The 18500-nt window shown below is 48.4% G+C and carries 19 protein-coding genes and 1 other annotated feature; of the genes, 18 read left to right on the plus strand and 1 reads right to left on the minus strand.

Annotation, left to right across the window (positions count from 1 at the left end; genetic code table 11):
• Window positions 1–111 precede the first annotated feature (111 nt).
• From lrgA to ACWJJ4_RS06125, 6 genes are all read left to right on the plus strand, one after another.
• Window positions 112–552 carry an antiholin-like murein hydrolase modulator LrgA gene (gene lrgA / locus ACWJJ4_RS06100; protein ID WP_003152485.1) on the plus strand — a complete coding sequence of 147 codons (441 nt, stop codon included), beginning with the start codon at window positions 112–114 and terminating at the stop codon, window positions 550–552.
• Window positions 553–564: 12 nt separating this feature from the next.
• On the plus strand, window positions 565–1248 hold the full coding sequence (lrgB, locus tag ACWJJ4_RS06105; protein ID WP_063174677.1) for an antiholin-like protein LrgB: 684 nt from the start codon (window positions 565–567) through the stop codon (window positions 1246–1248).
• A gap of 181 nt (window positions 1249–1429) precedes the next feature.
• Window positions 1430–1560: a sequence feature (ribosomal protein L20 leader region), on the plus strand.
• 58 nt (window positions 1561–1618) lie between these two features.
• Entirely contained in the window at window positions 1619–2140 is a 522-nt protein-coding gene (gene infC, locus ACWJJ4_RS06110) for a translation initiation factor IF-3 (RefSeq protein ID WP_071543361.1), read from the plus strand.
• 12 nt (window positions 2141–2152) lie between these two features.
• On the plus strand, window positions 2153–2353 hold the full coding sequence (rpmI, locus tag ACWJJ4_RS06115) for a 50S ribosomal protein L35 (RefSeq protein WP_003152493.1): 201 nt from the start codon (window positions 2153–2155) through the stop codon (window positions 2351–2353).
• Window positions 2354–2384: 31 nt separating this feature from the next.
• Complete coding sequence (rplT, locus tag ACWJJ4_RS06120; protein WP_003152495.1) at window positions 2385–2744, plus strand: 50S ribosomal protein L20; 360 nt, start codon at window positions 2385–2387, stop codon at window positions 2742–2744.
• A 57-nt stretch (window positions 2745–2801) separates the two neighbouring features.
• A complete protein-coding gene (locus tag ACWJJ4_RS06125) occupies window positions 2802–3068 on the plus strand; it encodes a DUF1294 domain-containing protein (protein WP_063174678.1) in 267 nt (88 codons plus the stop codon).
• Window positions 3069–3081: 13 nt separating this feature from the next.
• Here the strand turns inward: ACWJJ4_RS06125 and ACWJJ4_RS06130 are convergent, their stop codons facing one another.
• A complete protein-coding gene (locus ACWJJ4_RS06130) occupies window positions 3082–3474 on the minus strand; it encodes a hypothetical protein (protein ID WP_003152498.1) in 393 nt (130 codons plus the stop codon).
• A 183-nt stretch (window positions 3475–3657) separates the two neighbouring features.
• Here ACWJJ4_RS06130 and ACWJJ4_RS06135 point away from each other — a divergent pair, with 183 nt between their 5' ends.
• From ACWJJ4_RS06135 to cstA, 12 genes are all read left to right on the plus strand, one after another.
• Window positions 3658–4743, plus strand: coding sequence for a M42 family metallopeptidase (locus tag ACWJJ4_RS06135; RefSeq protein WP_007408096.1), 1086 nt, complete (start codon window positions 3658–3660; stop codon window positions 4741–4743).
• A gap of 141 nt (window positions 4744–4884) precedes the next feature.
• Window positions 4885–5850, plus strand: a complete 966-nt coding sequence (locus ACWJJ4_RS06140; protein ID WP_015387871.1) for a glycoside hydrolase family 43 protein — start codon at window positions 4885–4887, stop codon at window positions 5848–5850.
• Window positions 5851–6034: 184 nt separating this feature from the next.
• Complete coding sequence (gene araA, locus ACWJJ4_RS06145; protein ID WP_454021511.1) at window positions 6035–7528, plus strand: L-arabinose isomerase; 1494 nt, start codon at window positions 6035–6037, stop codon at window positions 7526–7528.
• 1 nt (window position 7529) lies between these two features.
• Window positions 7530–9215 carry a ribulokinase gene (araB, locus tag ACWJJ4_RS06150; protein ID WP_454021512.1) on the plus strand — a complete coding sequence of 562 codons (1686 nt, stop codon included), beginning with the start codon at window positions 7530–7532 and terminating at the stop codon, window positions 9213–9215.
• Window positions 9208–9897, plus strand: coding sequence for an L-ribulose-5-phosphate 4-epimerase (araD, locus tag ACWJJ4_RS06155; protein ID WP_102421661.1), 690 nt, complete (start codon window positions 9208–9210; stop codon window positions 9895–9897). Before araB ends, araD begins: the two co-directional genes overlap by 8 nt.
• Complete coding sequence (locus ACWJJ4_RS06160; RefSeq protein WP_454021610.1) at window positions 9875–10681, plus strand: HAD-IIA family hydrolase; 807 nt, start codon at window positions 9875–9877, stop codon at window positions 10679–10681. The genes araD and ACWJJ4_RS06160 overlap by 23 nt, the downstream gene beginning before the upstream one ends.
• The gene (locus ACWJJ4_RS06165) at window positions 10678–11862 is read left to right on the plus strand and encodes a sn-glycerol-1-phosphate dehydrogenase (protein WP_156735632.1); all 1185 of its coding nucleotides are present in this window, start codon (window positions 10678–10680) and stop codon (window positions 11860–11862) included. Before ACWJJ4_RS06160 ends, ACWJJ4_RS06165 begins: the two co-directional genes overlap by 4 nt.
• Window positions 11863–11893: 31 nt before the next feature.
• On the plus strand, window positions 11894–13189 hold the full coding sequence (locus ACWJJ4_RS06170; RefSeq protein WP_454021513.1) for an ABC transporter substrate-binding protein: 1296 nt from the start codon (window positions 11894–11896) through the stop codon (window positions 13187–13189).
• A 41-nt stretch (window positions 13190–13230) separates the two neighbouring features.
• Window positions 13231–14172 carry a carbohydrate ABC transporter permease gene (locus tag ACWJJ4_RS06175; RefSeq protein ID WP_003152513.1) on the plus strand — a complete coding sequence of 314 codons (942 nt, stop codon included), beginning with the start codon at window positions 13231–13233 and terminating at the stop codon, window positions 14170–14172.
• Window positions 14173–14190: 18 nt separating this feature from the next.
• Window positions 14191–15018: a carbohydrate ABC transporter permease gene (locus tag ACWJJ4_RS06180; RefSeq protein ID WP_007612991.1), complete on the plus strand. Its 828-nt coding sequence runs from the start codon at window positions 14191–14193 to the stop codon at window positions 15016–15018.
• Window positions 15019–15036: 18 nt separating this feature from the next.
• The gene (gene arfA, locus ACWJJ4_RS06185; protein WP_278071220.1) at window positions 15037–16536 is read left to right on the plus strand and encodes an arabinosylfuranosidase ArfA; all 1500 of its coding nucleotides are present in this window, start codon (window positions 15037–15039) and stop codon (window positions 16534–16536) included.
• Between the two features lie 111 nt (window positions 16537–16647).
• A complete protein-coding gene (gene cstA / locus ACWJJ4_RS06190) occupies window positions 16648–18444 on the plus strand; it encodes a carbon starvation protein CstA (RefSeq protein WP_071391525.1) in 1797 nt (598 codons plus the stop codon).
• Window positions 18445–18500: the final 56 nt, after the last annotated feature.

The raw sequence follows: 18500 nt of genomic DNA on the forward strand, positions 1-18500 counted from the left end.
GCAGCCGTTTTTTGCATTTCAGAATGAATATTCAGCCGTTTGTTATGAAAGCGCTTTAAAAATCAATTTCTCTTTTATAATGGACCTAACAAAGAGAAAGAGGTGAAGAAAATGAGTGCGAAAAAAGTGTACGGATTTCTGACACAAGCATTTATTTTTGCCGTAATTATGCTCATATCTAATGGGATTGCAGCGATTGTCCCCATTCCTATACCCGCTTCCGTAGTAGGTTTGGTGTTATTATTTGTCCTCTTATGCCTGAAAGTGATTAAGCTTGAACAAGTAGAAACGCTGGGAACATCATTAACGTCACTGATCGGATTTTTATTTGTCCCGTCGGGCATCTCCGTGATGAATTCACTTGGCGTCATGCAGCAGTACGGCGTGCAGATCGCACTCGTCATCTTACTCGCCACCATCATTCTGTTAGGGGCGACGGGCCTTTTTTCTCAGCTGATCTTGTCTGTCAGCCAAAAACGTCAGAAGGCTGCTCCGGCTGATAAACAAACGGTGCGCCGTTCCAATCAGGAAAACGAACTTGTGCAGCATTAGGAGGGAAAACGGATGAGTCCATATTTCGGTATTGTCGTTTCACTTGCGGCCTTTGGCATCGGCACGTATTTATTTAAAAAAACGAGAGGCTTTTTCCTCTTCACCCCGCTGTTTGTCGCGATGGTGCTTGGAATCCTTTTTCTGAAGCTCGGCGGTTTTTCATATGAAGATTATAAAAGCGGAGGAGACATTATTAAATTCTTCCTGGAGCCCGCGACGATCGCTTTTGCCATCCCTTTATACAAACAGCGTGACAAGCTGAGAAAATACTGGTGGCAGATCATGTCTTCCATCATTGTCGGCTCTATCTGCTCAGTCACGATTGTCTATTTGATCGCAAAAGGCATTCATCTTGACGCGGCCGTTATGAAAAGCATGCTTCCGCAGGCGGCGACAACGGCAATTGCCCTTCCGCTGTCAAAAGGGATCGGCGGCATCACCGACATCACCGCTTTCGCCGTTATTTTCAACGCCGTTATCGTCTATGCTCTTGGCGCTTTATTCTTAAAACTGTTTAAAGTAAAGCACCCAATCTCTAAGGGACTGGCTCTCGGCACATCAGGACACGCACTCGGTGTTGCGGTCGGCATTGAGATGGGGGAAGTAGAAGCGGCAATGGCAAGTATCGCGGTTGTCGTCGTAGGAGTGGTGACGGTGCTGGTCATTCCGGTATTCGTTCAGCTCATCGGGGGATAAACCCGGGTTATAGACCCGGGTTTTTTATTGTGTTGGCACGTCCGCGGGCGGCAAAGAACGAAATTTCACATTTTTCCTTGCGCTCACCCCGGCATCGTGTTAAAATGAAAAAGTTGATCCGGAGAAGTCATTCTTGACTAATGATCCGGTATTGTGTAGAATAGTTATTGAATTGAATATAAATCACAAGCAGAGGCACCCGCTTCTCACCTGATTGACACATTCATGTAGTTGGCAGGTTGACCGTACATTTTTATTTATGCAGATGTTCGTAGTGTGGGTGTGTTGTCATGCCCGCACTTTTTGTTTGCCTGCAGAATGCAGTCAAAAAGCGTTGTGAATCAATTCGAAGAAACTATGGAGGTGGCTCATTATTAGCAAAGATCAATTGGTTAATGAGGGTATCCGTGCACGTGAAGTTCGTCTGATCGGACAAAATGGCGATCAGCTCGGCATCAAGTCCCGTCAGGAAGCACTTGAAATCGCCGGCCGCGCAAATCTTGACCTTGTGTTAGTTGCAGCAAATGCAAAACCGCCTGTCTGCCGCATCATGGACTACGGTAAGTTCCGATTCGAGCAGCAGAAAAAGGACAAAGAAGCACGCAAAAATCAAAAAATCATTAACTTAAAAGAAGTTAGATTAAGTCCGACGATCGATGAGCATGACTTTAACACGAAATTGCGCAATGCGATTAAATTCCTTGAAAAAGGCGATAAAGTGAAAGCTTCTATCCGCTTTAAAGGGCGCGCAATCACTCATAAAGAAATCGGCCAGCGCGTATTGGACCGTTTCTCTGAAGCATGTGCGGAAGTTGCGACAGTCGAAACAAAACCAAAAATGGACGGCCGCAGCATGTTCTTAATGCTCGCGCCGAAAAACGAAAAGCAATAAGGAGGAAATCCCATGCCAAAAATGAAAACTCACCGCGGATCTGCTAAACGTTTTAAAAAGACAGGTTCTGGGAAGTTAAAACGTTCTCATGCATACACAAGTCACTTATTCGCCAACAAATCCCAAAAGCAAAAGCGTAAGCTTCGCAAGGGTGCTATTGTGAGCGCAGGAGACTTCAAACGCATCAAACAACAGCTTGCCAACATCAAGTAATCGGACAAGGAACAATTAGGAGGGAAATCTAATGCCAAGAGTAAAAGGCGGAACTGTTACACGTAAGCGTCGTAAAAAGGTTCTTAAATTAGCAAAAGGTTATTTCGGTTCAAAACATACATTATACAAAGTAGCAAACCAGCAGGTCATGAAATCAGGAAACTATGCATTCCGTGACCGCCGTCAGAAAAAACGTGATTTCCGTAAGCTTTGGATCACTCGTATCAACGCTGCTGCACGTATGAACGGTCTTTCTTACAGCCGTTTAATGCACGGTCTTAAGCTTTCAGGCATCGAAGTAAACCGCAAAATGCTTGCTGATCTTGCTGTAAACGATCTTACTGCTTTCAATCAGCTTGCTGATGCTGCTAAAGCTCAGTTAGACAAGTAAGTTGAAAAAGCCGCTCTCTTTCCGGGAGCGGTTTTTTTACGTAAAGGGTGACAATCAATGGCTCTCTTCATTTACGCCGTATTGATAAACGGATACGGCTTTTGGATCATGGGCGCTGATAAAAGAAGAGCAAAGGCGCACAGGTGGAGAATATCAGAGAAACGAATATGGCTCACAGCCGCCATGTTCGGCTCACTCGGCGTATGGATCGGCATGCGCACCTTCAGGCATAAGACGAAGCACAAATCCTTTTTATACGGGGTGCCGCTGCTTTTTCTCACTGAAGCCGCCCTTGTGCTCATGTATTTGATGTCTAAAAAATAAAAAGCAGGAGAGCTTATCGCTCGCCTGCTTTTTTCGCTTTTTTGATGGGCTGGTCCCAATCAATCTTGCAATTCGGGTACCGCTCCAATACCTTTTTTTCGACTTCTTCAAAATCACCTGCAGAAAAGCGGTTCAGCTTTTCCGGATTTTCGGTCCATACAAATATCGTATGAATAAACAGCGGATGATCTTTGGAAGGGATATGCTTTTCTCCTTCAAAGAGCACTCCTTTATAAGTAAGCTGGAGATTTTTTCGCGTGTTTTTCTGTTCGTCAATAAAATAAAAATTCTCTTTTGATTGCGCCAGTCTGAGCCTTCTTTTCGGGTTTGCGTAAAATTTGACGCACATGTAAATAAAATAAATAAGAAGTGCAAGCAAGACAATCCTCAATACTGTAATGGCCATATGTGTGAAGGCACCTCCTCACCTTTGTCATGATCTGATGTAATACGAAAAACAAAACAAAAAGTTTCATTTTTTTAAAAGAAATAGATAAAAACATTTACCCGTTTTTCAGGCGAATTAATCGTATGCTTCAGCATTGGTTTTGTATAATAAGAAGGGTAGTGAAAAAAAGGAGGTTTATTGATGACAAAATTAGATGAAACGCTCACCATGCTGAAAGCCTTAACGGATGCAAAAGGGATACCGGGAAATGAGAGAGAAGTAAGACAAGTGATGAAATCATACATAGAACCATTTGCCGATGATGTCACAACAGACCGGCTGGGAAGTTTAATCGCCAAAAAAACCGGCAAAGAAAACGGTCCGAAAATCATGATCTCAGGGCATTTAGACGAAGTCGGTTTTATGGTGACGCAAATCACTGATAAAGGCTTTCTCCGCTTTCAAACCGTCGGCGGCTGGTGGTCTCAGGTCATGCTGGCCCAGCGCGTCACCGTCGTGACAAAAAAAGGGGACATCACGGGGATCATCGGTTCGAAACCGCCTCACATTCTGCCTCCTGACGCCAGAAAAAAAGCCGCCGATATTAAAGAGATGTTCATCGATATCGGGGCGTCCAGCCGTGAAGAAGCAATGGAATGGGGCGTTCTTCCGGGTGACCAGATTGTGCCGTATTTTGAATTTACAGTGATGAACAATGAAAAGCATTTATTGGCGAAAGCATGGGACAACCGTATCGGCTGTGCGATTGCCATCGATGTATTAAAAAATCTGAAAAACAGTGATCACCCGAATGAAGTATATGGGGTCGGAACGGTTCAAGAAGAAGTCGGGCTGCGCGGGGCGAAAACAGCGGCACATACGATCCAGCCTGATATCGCGTTCGGTGTGGATGTCGGAATTGCCGGAGATACACCGGGAATTTCTGAAAAAGAGGCGCAAAGCAAAATCGGTGAAGGGCCGCAAATTATTCTGTATGACGCGTCAATGGTATCTCACAAAGGGCTGCGCGACCTTGTCGTGAACACGGCGGAAGAAGCGGGAATTCCGTATCAATTCGATTCCATTGCCGGAGGGGGCACGGATTCAGGTTCCATTCATTTAACCGCAAACGGAGTGCCGGCGCTGTCCATTACGATCGCGACGCGCTACATTCACACTCATGCCGCTATTTTGCATCGGGATGATTATGAGAATACGGTAAAATTGATCACAGAAGTGATTAAAAAATTAGACCGGGAAACGGTTGACCGTATTACTTATCAATAAAGATACGGAAGAATCTGCTTTTTTAAGCAGATTCTTTTTTTTGTCTGTACAAATATGAGCCGTGCGTCTACAATAAGAGAAGACATAGAAAAATCTGACAACATGTTTTTGAAAGCGCTTTAAAAAGGGGAGGGTTTACAAATGAAAAACAGATTCAGACGCATGATCCGCTTTTCATGCGCAGCCGTTACAGCCGGTCTGCTTCTGATGTCTTCATCTCCGGCATCTGCCGCGTTTTGGGGGGCATCAAATGAATTGCTTCATGATCCGACAATGGCGAAGGAAGGAAACACGTGGTACGCTTTCGGAACCGGTTTGGAAGGGGAGAGGGGGCTTCGCGTCTTAAAGGCGGGCAGCGGCGGCGTATGGACCGTTCAGAAATCAATCTTTACTTCCCCGCTGTCATGGTGGGGCAATTATGTGCCGAATTACGGGCTGAATCAATGGGCCCCCGATGTTCAATATTTTAACGGAAAGTATTGGCTGTATTATGCCGTTTCTTCATTCGGCAAAAATACCTCCGCGATCGGTCTTGCATCATCTACAAGCCTCAGTTCGGGAAACTGGAAGGACGAAGGGCTCGTCATCCGTTCAACAAGCGCCAATAACTACAATGCAATTGATCCGGAGCTGACAATTGATAAAGACGGAAACCCCTGGCTTGCCTTCGGTTCTTTTTGGAGCGGCATTAAGCTGACAAAGCTTGATAAAAATACAATGAAACCGACGGGATCACTTTATTCCATCGCTGCCAGACCGAATAACGGCGGAGCTTTGGAAGCGCCGGCCATCACCTACCAGAACGGCTACTATTACTTAATGGTGTCGTTTGATAAATGCTGTTCAGGCGTGAATAGTACGTACAAAATCGCTTATGGAAGATCCAAAAGCATCACCGGCCCATATCTCGATAAAAGCGGGAAAAGCATGTCTGAAGGCGGAGGGACGATTCTTGATTCCGGCAATGACCGCTGGAAAGGCCCGGGCGGTCAAGATATTGTGAACGGGAATATTTTAGTGCGTCATGCGTATGATGCCGAAAACAGCGGAATTCCGAAGATGCTCATCAATGATATCGATTGGAGTTCAGGCTGGCCTTCCTATTAATTGATCAGCCGGGCATGTGTGTCCGGCTTTTTTACTTGCAATAAAAGATTGACAGTTTGATTCCTCCTTAACTATAATGAAATTGTTCGTACAAATAAAAGAATAAAAGTTTTATTATTTATATTCGTACGTATATTTATTTAAAAATGCAAGCGCTTTATTTTGATGGGAAGGGGAAATGAATGTGCTTCAGAACAAAGAATATGAATTTTGGTTTGTAACGGGAAGCCAGCACTTATACGGAGAGGAAACGCTTCAGCTTGTCGATAAACACGCAAAGGGAATATGTGACGGTCTCTGCGGGGTGTCATCAAGATACAAGATCAGGCATAAACCGGTTGTCACGTCATCTGAAACGATCAGAGAGGTTTTGCGGGAAGCGCAGTATCAAGAAAACTGTGCCGGGGTCGTGACATGGATGCATACATTTTCCCCTGCGAAAATGTGGATTGAAGGTCTTTCCGCTTTTCAAAAGCCGATGCTTCATCTGCATACCCAATATCACCGCGACATCCCGTGGGAAACGATTGATATGGACTTTATGAACAGCAACCAATCCGCTCACGGAGACCGGGAATACGGATATATCCAGTCAAGAATGGGGCAGACGAGAAAAGTCATCGCAGGCTATTGGAATGATGAGGAAGTCAAACATGACATTTCACAATGGATGAACACGGCTGCCGCTTGGAATGAAAGCAGGAATATTAAAGTAGCCCGGTTCGGCGACAATATGCGGAATGTGGCGGTTACTGACGGAGACAAAGTCGGCGCCCACATTCAATTCGGCTGGCAGGTTGACGGGTACGGAATCGGCGATCTTACCGAGGTGATGAACAATGTCACCGGCGCAGAAATTGAGGCGCTTTATGAGGAATACGACAAATTGTATGTCATCAGCGACGAAACGAAGCGGGATGAAGCAAAAGTTGCTTCCATTAAAGAACAGGCGAAAATTGAACTCGGATTAACGGCCTTTCTCGAACGGGGCGGATATACAGCGTTTTCGACCTCCTTTGAAGTTTTGCACGGAATGAAGCAGCTTCCGGGTCTTGCCGTTCAGCGTCTCATGGAAAAAGGGTACGGATTTGCCGGAGAAGGCGATTGGAAAACGGCTGCCCTTGTGCGAATGATGAAAATAATGGCGGACGGAGAACAAACCTCCTTCATGGAAGATTATACGTACCATTTTGAACCGGGGCGTGCGATGATTCTCGGATCACATATGCTTGAAGTATGTCCGACGATCGCCCTTGATCAGCCGAAAATCGAAGTCCATCCTCTCTCAATCGGAGGGAAGGAAGATCCGGCCCGGCTGGTCTTTAACGGAATCGGCGGTTCAGCCATCATCGCCAGCATCATTGATATCGGCGGGCGATTCCGTCTCATTCTGAATGAAGCGGAAGGCATGGAAATTGATCATGATATGCCGAATCTCCCTGTGGCGCGGGTGCTGTGGAAGCCGGAGCCATCACTGAAAACAGCTGCGGAAGCATGGATTTTGGCGGGGGGCGCCCACCATACCTGTATGTCCTTCCGGATTACGGCTGAACAGATGCTTGACTGGGCTGAGATGGCAGGCATTGAAAGCATCTTTATTTCCCGCAATACTGAAATACATGAGCTGAAAAAAGAGCTGAAATGGAATGACGTATTATACCGGTTGGGAGGGAATTGATATGGCGTATACGATTGGTGTTGATTTCGGCACATTGTCCGGCCGGGCGGTGCTTGTCAATGTCCGCACGGGCGTAGAAATCGCCTCTGCGGTAAAAGAATACACTCATGCCGTCATCGACCGCAAGCTGCCGAAGACGGGTGAAAAACTCCCTCGGGACTGGGCGCTTCAGCACCCTGCCGATTATATCGAAGTTCTGGAAACGGCGATTCCGAACCTGCTTGAGCAGGCGGGTGCTGATCCAAAAGACGTGATCGGCATAGGAATTGATTTTACCGCCTGCACGATTTTGCCGATAGACGGCGCGGGGCAGCCGCTTTGTATGCTGCCGGAATTTGAACGGGAGCCCCACAGTTATGTGAAGCTGTGGAAGCATCATGCGGCTCAAAAACATGCAGACCGTTTGAACACGATTGCCGAAGGCACAAAAGAACCATTCCTTAAAAGATACGGCGGTAAAATTTCTTCTGAATGGATGATCCCGAAAATCATGCAAATCGCGGAAGAAGCGCCGCATATATACAAGGCGGCAGATCGGATTGTGGAAGCGGCAGACTGGATCGTCTATCAATTGTGCGGTTCATTGAAGCGAAGCAACTGCACGGCCGGCTACAAAGCAATCTGGAATGAGGAGACGGGATATCCGCCGGATCATTTTTTCGAAAAGCTCAACCCGTTAATGAAAACGATTACAAAGGATAAATTAAGCGGCACGATTTATTCAGTCGGGGAAAAAGCAGGAGGTTTGACCGAAAAAATGGCGGAGCTGACCGGGCTTCTTCCGGGGACGGCCGTTGCCGTCGCCAATGTCGACGCTCACGTGTCAGTGCCCGCGGTCGGTATTACAGAGCCGGGGAAAATGCTGATGATCATGGGAACGTCTACCTGCCATGTGCTGCTCGGCGAGGAAGAACATATCGTCCCCGGTATGTGCGGGGTCGTCAATAACGGCATTTTGCCCGGATATGCGGGATATGAAGCGGGGCAGTCCTGTGTCGGCGACCACTTTGAATGGTTCGTCAAAACGTGCGTTCCGAGAGACTATGAGAAGGAAGCTGAGGATAAACACATAGACATTCACGAGCTGCTCAGCAAAAAAGCGGCTGAACTTGTTCCCGGGGAAAGCGGCCTTCTCGCGCTTGACTGGTGGAACGGAAACCGGTCAACCCTGGTGGACGCCGATTTGACGGGCATGATGCTCGGCATGACGCTGCACACGAAGCCGGAAGAAATCTACAGGGCATTGATTGAAGCGACGGCGTTCGGAACGAGGATGATTATCGAAACGTTCCGGGAAAACGGCGTTCCGGTCGAAGAGCTTTACGCAGCCGGAGGAATCGCCGAAAAAAATCCGTTTGTCATGCAGATTTACGCAGATGTCACAAATATGGACATTCAATTATCCGGGTCTCCGCAGGCGCCTGCACTGGGCTCCGCGATTTTCGGAGCGCTCGCCGCGGGACGGGAAAACGGGGGATTCTCCAATATTGCTGAAGCATGCGCGCATATGGGGAAATTAAAAGACGGCTTTTATGCCCCGAACCGGGAAAGAGCTGAGATTTATGACAGCTTATATGCGGAATATAAAGAGCTCGTACACTACTTCGGTAAAGAAAACAATGTCATGAAACGCCTGAAAGCCATTAAAAACCGCGATTTTGCGAAAGGGGGGAGCCGCCATGCTTGAAGCGTTAAAAGAAGAAGTGCTCGCGGCCAATCTGAAGCTCGAGGAACATAACCTTGTCACGTTTACATGGGGGAATGTCAGCGGCATTGACAGAGAGAGCGGGAGAATCGTCATTAAACCGAGCGGTGTCGATTACAGTGAGCTGACCGCTGACAAACTGGTCGTCCTGAATGAGGACGGAGACATTCTCGAAGGCTCGCTGAAACCGTCTTCTGACACGCCGACCCATCTTTATCTGTATAAAGCGTTTCCGGCTATCGGCGGAATCGTTCATACTCACTCCCGCTGGGCGACGAGCTGGGCGCAGTCCGGAAGAGACATACCCGCTCTCGGAACGACTCACGCGGATTACTTTGAAAGCGCTATACCCTGCACGAGGGAAATGCATGAAGAAGAAATTGTCAAAGATTACGAATATCATACAGGCAAAGTCATAGCCGAAACCTTTCAAAACGAACCGTATGAACAAAATCCGGGTGTCCTCGTCCACAGCCACGGCCCGTTCTGCTGGGGAACGGACGCGCTGAATGCCCTGCATAACGCCGTTGTGCTCGAAACGGTAGCGGAAATGGCCTACCATTCGCTTATGCTGAACAAACAGCTCAGTCCGATCGACAGAGTGCTGCATGATAAGCATTTTTACAGAAAACACGGGGCGAATGCTTATTATGGCCAAACTTGACGCAGCCGGGTTTCTGATTGATTTAGACGGAACCGTATTCAGGGGGCGGGAGCTGATTGAGGGCGCAAAAGAAGCCGTTCATACCCTTCAGTCACTGGGCAAAGCCGTTGTCTTTTTAAGCAACCGCGGCAATCTATCAAGAGCAATGTGCCGAAAGAAACTGCTGGGTGCAGGTATCCGCACGGATGAACGGAGCATCGTGCTGTCCTCCAGTGTGACGGCATCATTTTTAAAGAAGCATTATCCTTTGTCAAAGGTCTGGGTGTTAGGAGAGAAAGGGCTGACTGATGAACTCGCTTTAGCGGGTGTCACCCTGGCGCAAAATCCGCAGGCGGCAGACTGGCTTGTCATCTCCCTGCATGAAACCGTCACCTATGAGGATCTGAATCTCGCTTTTAAGGCGGCTTCCTCCGGCGCGCGCATCATCGCCACGAATCGGGACCGCTCTTTTCCGAATGAAGGCGGCCATGCCATGGATGTCGCGGGAATGATCGGGGCCATTGAAGCATCCGCCGGAGCAAAAACGGAGCTTGTCATCGGCAAACCGTCTTGGCTGATGGCTGAGGCGGCATGTGAAGCGCTCGGACTTCCCCCTGAGGAATGCGCCATTATCGGAGACAGCCTCGAATCTGATATCGCAATGGGCAGGCTGTACGGAATGAAAAGCGTATTGGTTCTGACGGGGTCGGCCAAACTTGGGGAGCCCCGTCTATATGAACCTGACATCGTCCTTGATTCTATTAAAGACCTGACAGAATTAGCGAAGGAGGGAATCCTTTTATGAAACGTTCTCCTGAGGACATTCAATCCGAGTTTGACAAGGAAGGGGCCAGCCGCTCACCGATTCAAATAGAAGATATCGTGATCGGGGCGAATGCAAAAGAAGAGCTTCTCAGATTTCTGCAAAAAAAATGCTGGAATCATCCGGTCCTCGTCTGTGACCGGAACACGTACGAGGCGGCGGGACGTCTGCTTGCGGACGAATTAAGGGCAGGCGGAATCAAAGCATCAAAAGTCATCATTCCGGAGCATGAAGCCGGGGCCGCCGCGGCTGATGAGAGGACATTGGTCTATACGCTGATCAATCTCGCGGAAGAGACGGATGTCATCATTGCGGCCGGTTCAGGAACGATTCACGACATTACGCGGTTTGCCGCTTATCAGCGCGGTTTGCCGTTTATCTCATTCCCCACCGCTCCGTCAGTCGATGGTTTTACATCGGCGGGAGCGCCGCTCATATTAAACGGAATCAAAACGACGATTCAAACGAAAGCGCCCATCGCCTTATTTGCCGATACGAATGTATTAAAAGAAGCGCCCCGTTCAATGACAGCCGCGGGCTTCGGTGACATGCTCGGGAAAATAACATCGCTGGCTGATTGGGAGATTTCCCGCAGGCTTGCGGGTGAGCCGTACTCAGAAGCCGGGGAGAAGCTTGTGAAAGACGCGCTTTGGCAGTGCATTGATCACCGCGCTGACATTGCCATGGGAACGGAGGCCGGCATTCAGATACTGATGGAAGCGCTGATCGTTTCGGGTCTTGTCATGCTTGCTCTTGACCACTCCCGCCCCGCCTCAGGAGGAGAGCATCACATCTCGCATTGGATTGAGATGGAAATGCTGAAGGCAAAACAGCCTCCGATTCTCCACGGTGCGAAGGTCGGCTGTGCGTGCGCGGTGCTGAGTGATATTTACAAAGAACTGGCTTGTCACGAAAAGCTTGCTGAACTGCCGCCGCACTTTCGCGAGGCGATTCAGTCCGCATATGAAGGGCTTCCCGACGGCAAAACAATTGCCGGGTGGCTCTCATCTGCGGGAGGTCCCGCCTGTTTCGATGAGATCGGTGTAAAAAAGGACCTTGTCAGCGATGCGCTTAAGCATGCGCACACACTGCGAGACCGTTATACCGGTTTAACCATCATAAATGAAAATGCAGCGCTCTTTGCACATCATTTGCATCAATAGCCGCACGGCCTAAAGTGGAAGGGGTAATGACATGAAAAAAACAACCGCTGTATGTTTGGTGCTGATGATGCTCTTCTTGTTTACCGCCGGCTGTTCACAAGAACGGACTGCCGGCCGGCCGGGAGAAACGGAGCTGACGTTTTGGACGTTTAACGGCCTGCACGAACAGTTTTATCAGGAAATGGTCAAAGAATGGAATCAGAAGTATCCGGATCGCAAAATCAAGCTGAATACCGTTGTTTATCCTTATGGACAAATGCATGATAATTTATCGGTTTCGCTGATCGCGGGTGAGGGGCTTCCCGATATAGCCGACGTGGAATTAAGCCGGTTCTCGAACTTTCTGAAGGGGAAGGATATCCCGCTTGCCGATCTGACGCCGCTGATTGAAAAAGACCGCGATAAGTTTGTGGAAGCGCGTCTGGCCTTATACAGCAAAAACGGAAAATTGTACGGCCTTGATACACATGTGGGGACGACCGTCATGTTTTACAACATGGATATCATGAAAAAAGCGGGCGTTGATCCCGCCTCCATTAAGACATGGGAAGATTACCGGCGGGCAGGGAAAAAAGTGCGTAAGGCCGCGGGGAAACCGATGGGAACGGTTGAAACAAACGACTCCGCCACATTCCTATCCATGATTTCGCAGCAAGGGTCAGGCTACTACAGCAAAAACGGAAAATTGATTCTGAACAGCAAGAAGAATATAGATACACTGAATGATGTAAAGGACATGGTGAATGATAAAACCCTTCTGCCGGCTCCCGGCGGCGGCCATCACAGCGAAGAATACTACGGTTTTATGAATCAGGGCGGGGCAGCCTCCGTGCTGATGCCCATTTGGTACATGGGACGGTTTATCGATTATATGCCTGATTTAAAAGGAAAAATGGCGATTTACCCTATGCCGGCCTGGAAAGAAGGCGGTGACAGATCAGCGGGTTTAGGCGGAACAGCCACCGTCGTGCCGAAGCAGGCTGAACATCTGGAGCTCGCGAAAGAATTTCTCGGATTTGCGAAAGGTTCAAAGGAAGGGAACATAAAGCTGTGGACGGTGCTCGGCTTTGACCCGCTCCGCTGGGACGTGTGGGATTCAAAAGAATTGAAGGAGAAAAACAAGTACACGGATTTCTTCCGGAACGGTACGTCAATTTTTTCCTCGCTTCTTGAAATAAAAGATGAGATCAATCCGATTTATCTGCATGAAGACTTCTCTAAAGCGGCTGATCTCGTTGTCAGACAGGTGCTGTTCGATGCGCTGAAGACGCAGGAAAAAACACCTGAGGAAGCCTTGGACGAGGCGGCAGAGCAATTGGAAAAATAGGAGAAGCCGCCCTATTTAACAGTGAAAGCGGGGGAGCTTTTATGAGACCTGTAAAGACAGAGACAGCGCAAACCGTTTCTGCAGTCCGGAAGAAGCCGCGCCGGCGCAATGTGCTGTATTCAAAAAAAGCGGCGCCTTATCTTTTTACGGCGCCATTTATCATTTCGTTTCTCGTTTTCTTTTTGTATCCGATCATCAGCGTGTTTATCATGAGCTTTCAGCGGATACTGCCGGGAGAAATTACATTTGTCGGGTTTTCCAATTATACCGCTCTTCTTAATCCAACCTTTTATACGGCATTATTTAACACATTGGAATATACTTTCTGGACGCTGATCGTGCTGATTCCGGTGCCGCTTCTTTTGGCGGTGATTCTGAATTCGAAGCTCGTCAGGTTCAGAAATGTGTTTAAATCGGCTCTGTTTGTACCGGCTTTAACATCGACGATCGTAGCGGGGATTATTTTCCGGCTGATGTTCGGAGAAATGAATACGTCGCTTGCAAACGAGCTGATGATGAAGCTTGGCGCATCACCCCAAAACTGGCTCAACAACAAAGGTACCGGCATGTTTTTAATGGTGCTGCTTGCGTCATGGAGGTGGATGGGCATTAACATTCTTTACTTTCTGGCCGGATTGCAAAACGTGCCGAAAGAATTGTATGAGGCGGCTGAAATTGACGGGGCGAGTACGTGGAAAAAGTTCCGGCATATCACCCTTCCATTTTTAAAGCCGGTGTCCGTTTATGTGTTAACGATCAGTATGATCGGCGGTTTCAGAATGTTTGAGGAAAGCTATGTGCTTTGGCAGAATAATTCCCCGGGCAATATCGGCCTTACGCTTGTCGGTTATTTATATCAGCAGGGGCTTGCATACAACGAAATGGGGTACGGGGCCGCAATCGGAATTGTGCTTTTGCTTGTCATCTTACTAGTCAGCCTTGTTTCACTGAAACTGTCCGGTTCGTTTAAAGGGGAGGGATAAGCGTTGCGTAACAATCACATGTTTTCCGTGTACAGAGTCGCGTTTACCTTGTTTTTTATCATGCTGAGCCTGCTGTATATCTTTCCGATGATCTGTCTATTGCTCGGTTCTTTAAAGCCGTCATCTGAGCTGATGCGCATCGGGCTGAATCTGCGTCTTGATCCGGATGTGATGAGCCTTGATAACTACACCTATTTGTTCAACGGGGGGAGCATTTATTTCAAATGGTTTTTTAACAGCCTGCTGCTCGGCGTCCTCACCACGGTTCTCACGCTGTTTTTTTCCTCTTTGATCGGCTACGGACTCGGTGTCTACGAGTTTAAAGGCAGAAATATTATTTTCGTTCTTGTGCTGATCATTATGATGGTGCCTCTTGAAGTGATGATGCTTCCGTTGTTCAAATTGACGGTGGGTCTTCATTTGATCGATTCTTATACGGGGGTGATTCTGCCGTTTATTGTGTCGCCTGTCGCCGTGTTCTTTTTCCGGCAATATGCGCTCGGACTTCCGAAGGATCTGCTTGATTCAGCGAGAATGGACGGCTGCACCGAATTCGGCATTTTCTTCAGAATAATGGCGCCGCTCATGAAACCGGCATTCGGAGCAATGATCATTCTTCAATCTTTAAACAGCTGGAATAACTTTTTATGGCCGCTGATCGTGCTTCGGTCGAAAGAAATGTTTACGCTTCCAATCGGACTTTCAGGGCTGCTGAGTCCGTACGGCAACAACTATGACATGCTGATTTCCGGGTCCGTTTTTGCGATACTGCCGGTGATCATCATATTCTTGTTTTTCCAAAAATACTTCATTTCCGGCCTCACAGTAGGCGGAGTGAAGGGATAGAGAGAGGGAGGAAATGTAATGAAAAAAGCGGGGATTACAGCAGATAAAGAATATATCATCGGTGAAGTGGACAAACGGATGTACGGATCTTTTATAGAACATATGGGCCGGGCGGTGTATGAAGGCATTTATGAGCCCGGACACCCGAAAGCCGACAAGGACGGTTTCAGAACAGACGTGCAGGAGTTAATCAAGGAATTGCAAGTGCCGTTCATCCGCTATCCGGGAGGGAATTTTCTCTCAGGCTACAATTGGGAGGACGGCGTCGGGCCGGTGAAGAACCGCCCGCGGAGGCTTGATTTGGCATGGCAGACGACAGAAACGAACGAAGTGGGGACGAATGAATTTTTAACGTGGGCGAAAAAAGTGAACGCCGAAGTGAATATGGCGGTCAATCTCGGGACGAGAGGGATCGATGCCGCCCGGAACCTCGTCGAGTACTGCAACCATCCGGAAGGGTCATACTGGAGCGACTTACGAAAATCGCACGGATATGAAAAACCTTACGGCATCAAAACATGGTGCTTAGGAAATGAGATGGACGGCCCTTGGCAGATCGGTCATAAAACGGCGCATGAATACGGACGGCTTGCCGCTGAAACAGCAAAGGTGATGAAATGGACGGACCCGACGATCGAATTGGTGGCTTGCGGAAGCTCAAACAGCGGCATGCCGTCCTTCATCGAGTGGGAGGCCGAGGTGCTTGAGCATACGTACGAGCATGTGGATTACATTTCACTGCATACGTATTACGGCAACCATGAAAATGATCTTGAGAACTATTTGGCGAAGTCTATGGATTTAGACCATTTTATTAAATCCGTCACAGCCGTATGTGATTATATGAAAGCGAAAAAACGCAGCAAAAAAACGATTCACCTTTCTTTAGATGAATGGAATGTGTGGTATCACTCAAATGAAGCGGATAAAAAAGTGGAGCCATGGATTACGGCCCGGCCGATTCTCGAAGACATCTACAATTTTGAAGATGCGCTGTTGATCGGTTCACTGCTGATTACGATGCTGCAGCATGCGGACAGACTAAAGATCGCCTGTCTCGCCCAGCTTGTCAACGTGATTGCGCCTATCATGACTGAAAAGGGCGGAGAAGCATGGAGGCAGCCGATCTTTTACCCTTACATGCACGCCTCAGTCTACGGGAGAGGGGCTTCAATGAAACTGCTGGTCACCTCCCCGAAATACGACTCGGCGGACTTTACGGATGTGCCGTATGTTGATGCCGCGGCCGTTTACCATGAAGAGGATGAAGCCCTGACCATTTTTGCCGTCAACAAAAGCAAGGAACTGATGGAAACGGAGATCAAACTGAGAGGGTTTGAAGATTACCGCATCATTGAGCATATCGTGCTGGAGCATCAGGATATGAAAGCAACCAATCAAAAAAACAGAAAAGAAGTCATTCCCCACTCCAACGGAACGTCTTCGGCAAACGCTGAAGGGATAACGGCACATTTTACTCCGCTGTCCTGGAATGTCATCCGTTTATCAGGAAAATAGTGTTCCGAAAAGCCGGGCTGCCGCAGCCGGCTTTTTTTTACGCAAAAATCATCTCCTGTTATCTGATAATTGTGATAATATTTAGAAAAAGAGAAAAGGGGCTGGGATTAAATGAATGCGATTACAATCGTCATAGCGTCTATATGTATTTTGGCGATCGCCTATCGGCTTTACGGTACCTTTATGATGGTCAAAGTATTAAAAATCAATGATCAGACACCGACTCCGGCCCATGTGCTTGAGGATGGGAAAGATTATGTGCCCACGAATAAGTGGGTGTCATTCGGCCACCACTTCGCGGCAATCGCCGCTGCCGGCCCGCTTGTCGGACCGATTCTGGCAGCTCAGTTTGGCTATCTGCCCGGGCTTTTATGGCTGTTAATCGGAGCGGTGATCGGGGGAGCCGTGCACGATATTGTCGTATTGTTTGCATCAATGCGGAAAAACGGGAAAACGCTTTCTGAAGTCGCCAAAGAAGAGCTCGGCCCGGTGGCGGGCTTTTGCACCGGTCTTTCCATGCTGTTTATCATTACGATCACGATGGCGGGTCTGTCCATGGTTGTGCTGCACGCGCTTGAGAAAAACCCGTGGGGAACGTTTGCGGTGGGGATTACGATTCCGATCGCGATGGGGGTCGGCCTCTACTATAAAAAAACGGGCAATCTCAAACTCGCATCAACAGTCGGGTTTCTTTTGTTAATGGCCGGTGTTGTAATCGGGCCGCGGCTGCAGACAACGGCTCTCGGGGACATGCTGACACTGGATGCGAAAACGCTTGCAGTGGCGCTTCCCGTCTATGCGTTTTTCGCCGCGGCGCTTCCGGTTTGGCTTTTGCTGGCTCCGCGTGACTATTTAAGCAGTTTTATGAAAATCGGGGTTTTTGCCGCTTTGATCGCAGGCGTCTTTTTCGTCAATCCCGCCATTAAATTCCCGGCCGTAACGGAGTTTATTCAAGGCGGAGGGCCGGTGATCGCGGGTCCTGTCTGGCCGTTTATTTCAATAACGATTGCCTGCGGCGCCATTTCGGGCTTTCATGCATTTGTCGGTTCCGGCACAACGCCGAAAATGCTGGATAAATGGAGTGATATAAAACCGGTTGCTTTCGGAGCGATGCTTGTGGAATGTCTCGTCGGAATTATGGCGCTCATTGCAGCTGCCGCTCTTGAGCCCGCCGACTATTTTGCTATTAACAGCACGCCTGAAATATTCCGCGCCCTCGGGATGAATGTCGTCCATCTGCCTGAATTGAGCAAAGAAATCGGGCTCAGTCTGGAGGGAAGAACGGGCGGCGCTGTTACGCTTGCCGTCGGAATGACGTATATCTTTACGGAGATTCCGTTTTTCAGTCATTTGGCTTCATACTTTTTTCAATTCGTCATTATGTTTGAAGCGGTGTTTATTTTAACGGCGATTGATGCGGGAACCCGTGTCGCCCGGTACTTGATTCAAGAGTTTTTCGGAGAGGTCTATAAGCCGCTGAAAAAAACAGACTGGCTGCCGGGCTCGATTTTCTCAAGCGCGCTCGCCTGCCTGCTGTGGGGCTATCTTCTGTATTCGGGCGACATCAGTTCCATTTGGGCGCTGTTCGGCGTATCCAATCAGCTTATGGCATCTGTCGGCTTAATCATCGGTGCGACCGTCGTATTAAAAATAGCGGATAAGCGGCGCTATATGCTGACATGCCTGATTCCTCTCGCTTATTTGTACGTGACCGTCAACTATGCGGGTTATTGGATGGTGCGGTATGTGTATTTGAACCCCGAAGCGGCGGGATACAACGTGCTGAATGGCGTTTTATCCATTATCATGCTCATTCTCGGGCTTGTGATTATCATTGCGGCTGTGAAAAAATGGGCGAATGTATGGCGTGATCCGAGTGCCAGACTGGAAGCTTCAATACCCGGATAAATCCGCGGCCGACCCGAACATTGCAGCATCATAAAAGCAGAGAGCCGATCGGTCTC

Source organism: Bacillus sp. JK62 (genome assembly GCF_053663455.1).

What these genes read in the sequence shown, in the direction of transcription:
- lrgA (WP_003152485.1), top strand. Translation starts at nt 112, where the DNA reads ATGAGTGCGAAAAAAGTGTACGGATTTCTGACACAAGCATTTATTTTT.
- lrgB (WP_063174677.1), top strand. Translation starts at nt 565, where the DNA reads ATGAGTCCATATTTCGGTATTGTCGTTTCACTTGCGGCCTTTGGCATC.
- rpmI (WP_003152493.1), top strand. Translation starts at nt 2,153, where the DNA reads ATGCCAAAAATGAAAACTCACCGCGGATCTGCTAAACGTTTTAAAAAG.
- rplT (WP_003152495.1), top strand. Translation starts at nt 2,385, where the DNA reads ATGCCAAGAGTAAAAGGCGGAACTGTTACACGTAAGCGTCGTAAAAAG.
- ACWJJ4_RS06125 (WP_063174678.1), top strand. Translation starts at nt 2,802, where the DNA reads ATGGCTCTCTTCATTTACGCCGTATTGATAAACGGATACGGCTTTTGG.
- ACWJJ4_RS06130 (WP_003152498.1), bottom strand. Translation starts at nt 3,474, where the DNA reads ATGGCCATTACAGTATTGAGGATTGTCTTGCTTGCACTTCTTATTTAT.
- ACWJJ4_RS06135 (WP_007408096.1), top strand. Translation starts at nt 3,658, where the DNA reads ATGACAAAATTAGATGAAACGCTCACCATGCTGAAAGCCTTAACGGAT.
- ACWJJ4_RS06140 (WP_015387871.1), top strand. Translation starts at nt 4,885, where the DNA reads ATGAAAAACAGATTCAGACGCATGATCCGCTTTTCATGCGCAGCCGTT.
- araB (WP_454021512.1), top strand. Translation starts at nt 7,530, where the DNA reads ATGGCGTATACGATTGGTGTTGATTTCGGCACATTGTCCGGCCGGGCG.
- araD (WP_102421661.1), top strand. Translation starts at nt 9,208, where the DNA reads ATGCTTGAAGCGTTAAAAGAAGAAGTGCTCGCGGCCAATCTGAAGCTC.
- ACWJJ4_RS06160 (WP_454021610.1), top strand. Translation starts at nt 9,875, where the DNA reads ATGCTTATTATGGCCAAACTTGACGCAGCCGGGTTTCTGATTGATTTA.
- ACWJJ4_RS06165 (WP_156735632.1), top strand. Translation starts at nt 10,678, where the DNA reads ATGAAACGTTCTCCTGAGGACATTCAATCCGAGTTTGACAAGGAAGGG.
- ACWJJ4_RS06170 (WP_454021513.1), top strand. Translation starts at nt 11,894, where the DNA reads ATGAAAAAAACAACCGCTGTATGTTTGGTGCTGATGATGCTCTTCTTG.
- ACWJJ4_RS06175 (WP_003152513.1), top strand. Translation starts at nt 13,231, where the DNA reads ATGAGACCTGTAAAGACAGAGACAGCGCAAACCGTTTCTGCAGTCCGG.
- ACWJJ4_RS06180 (WP_007612991.1), top strand. Translation starts at nt 14,191, where the DNA reads ATGTTTTCCGTGTACAGAGTCGCGTTTACCTTGTTTTTTATCATGCTG.
- arfA (WP_278071220.1), top strand. Translation starts at nt 15,037, where the DNA reads ATGAAAAAAGCGGGGATTACAGCAGATAAAGAATATATCATCGGTGAA.
- cstA (WP_071391525.1), top strand. Translation starts at nt 16,648, where the DNA reads ATGAATGCGATTACAATCGTCATAGCGTCTATATGTATTTTGGCGATC.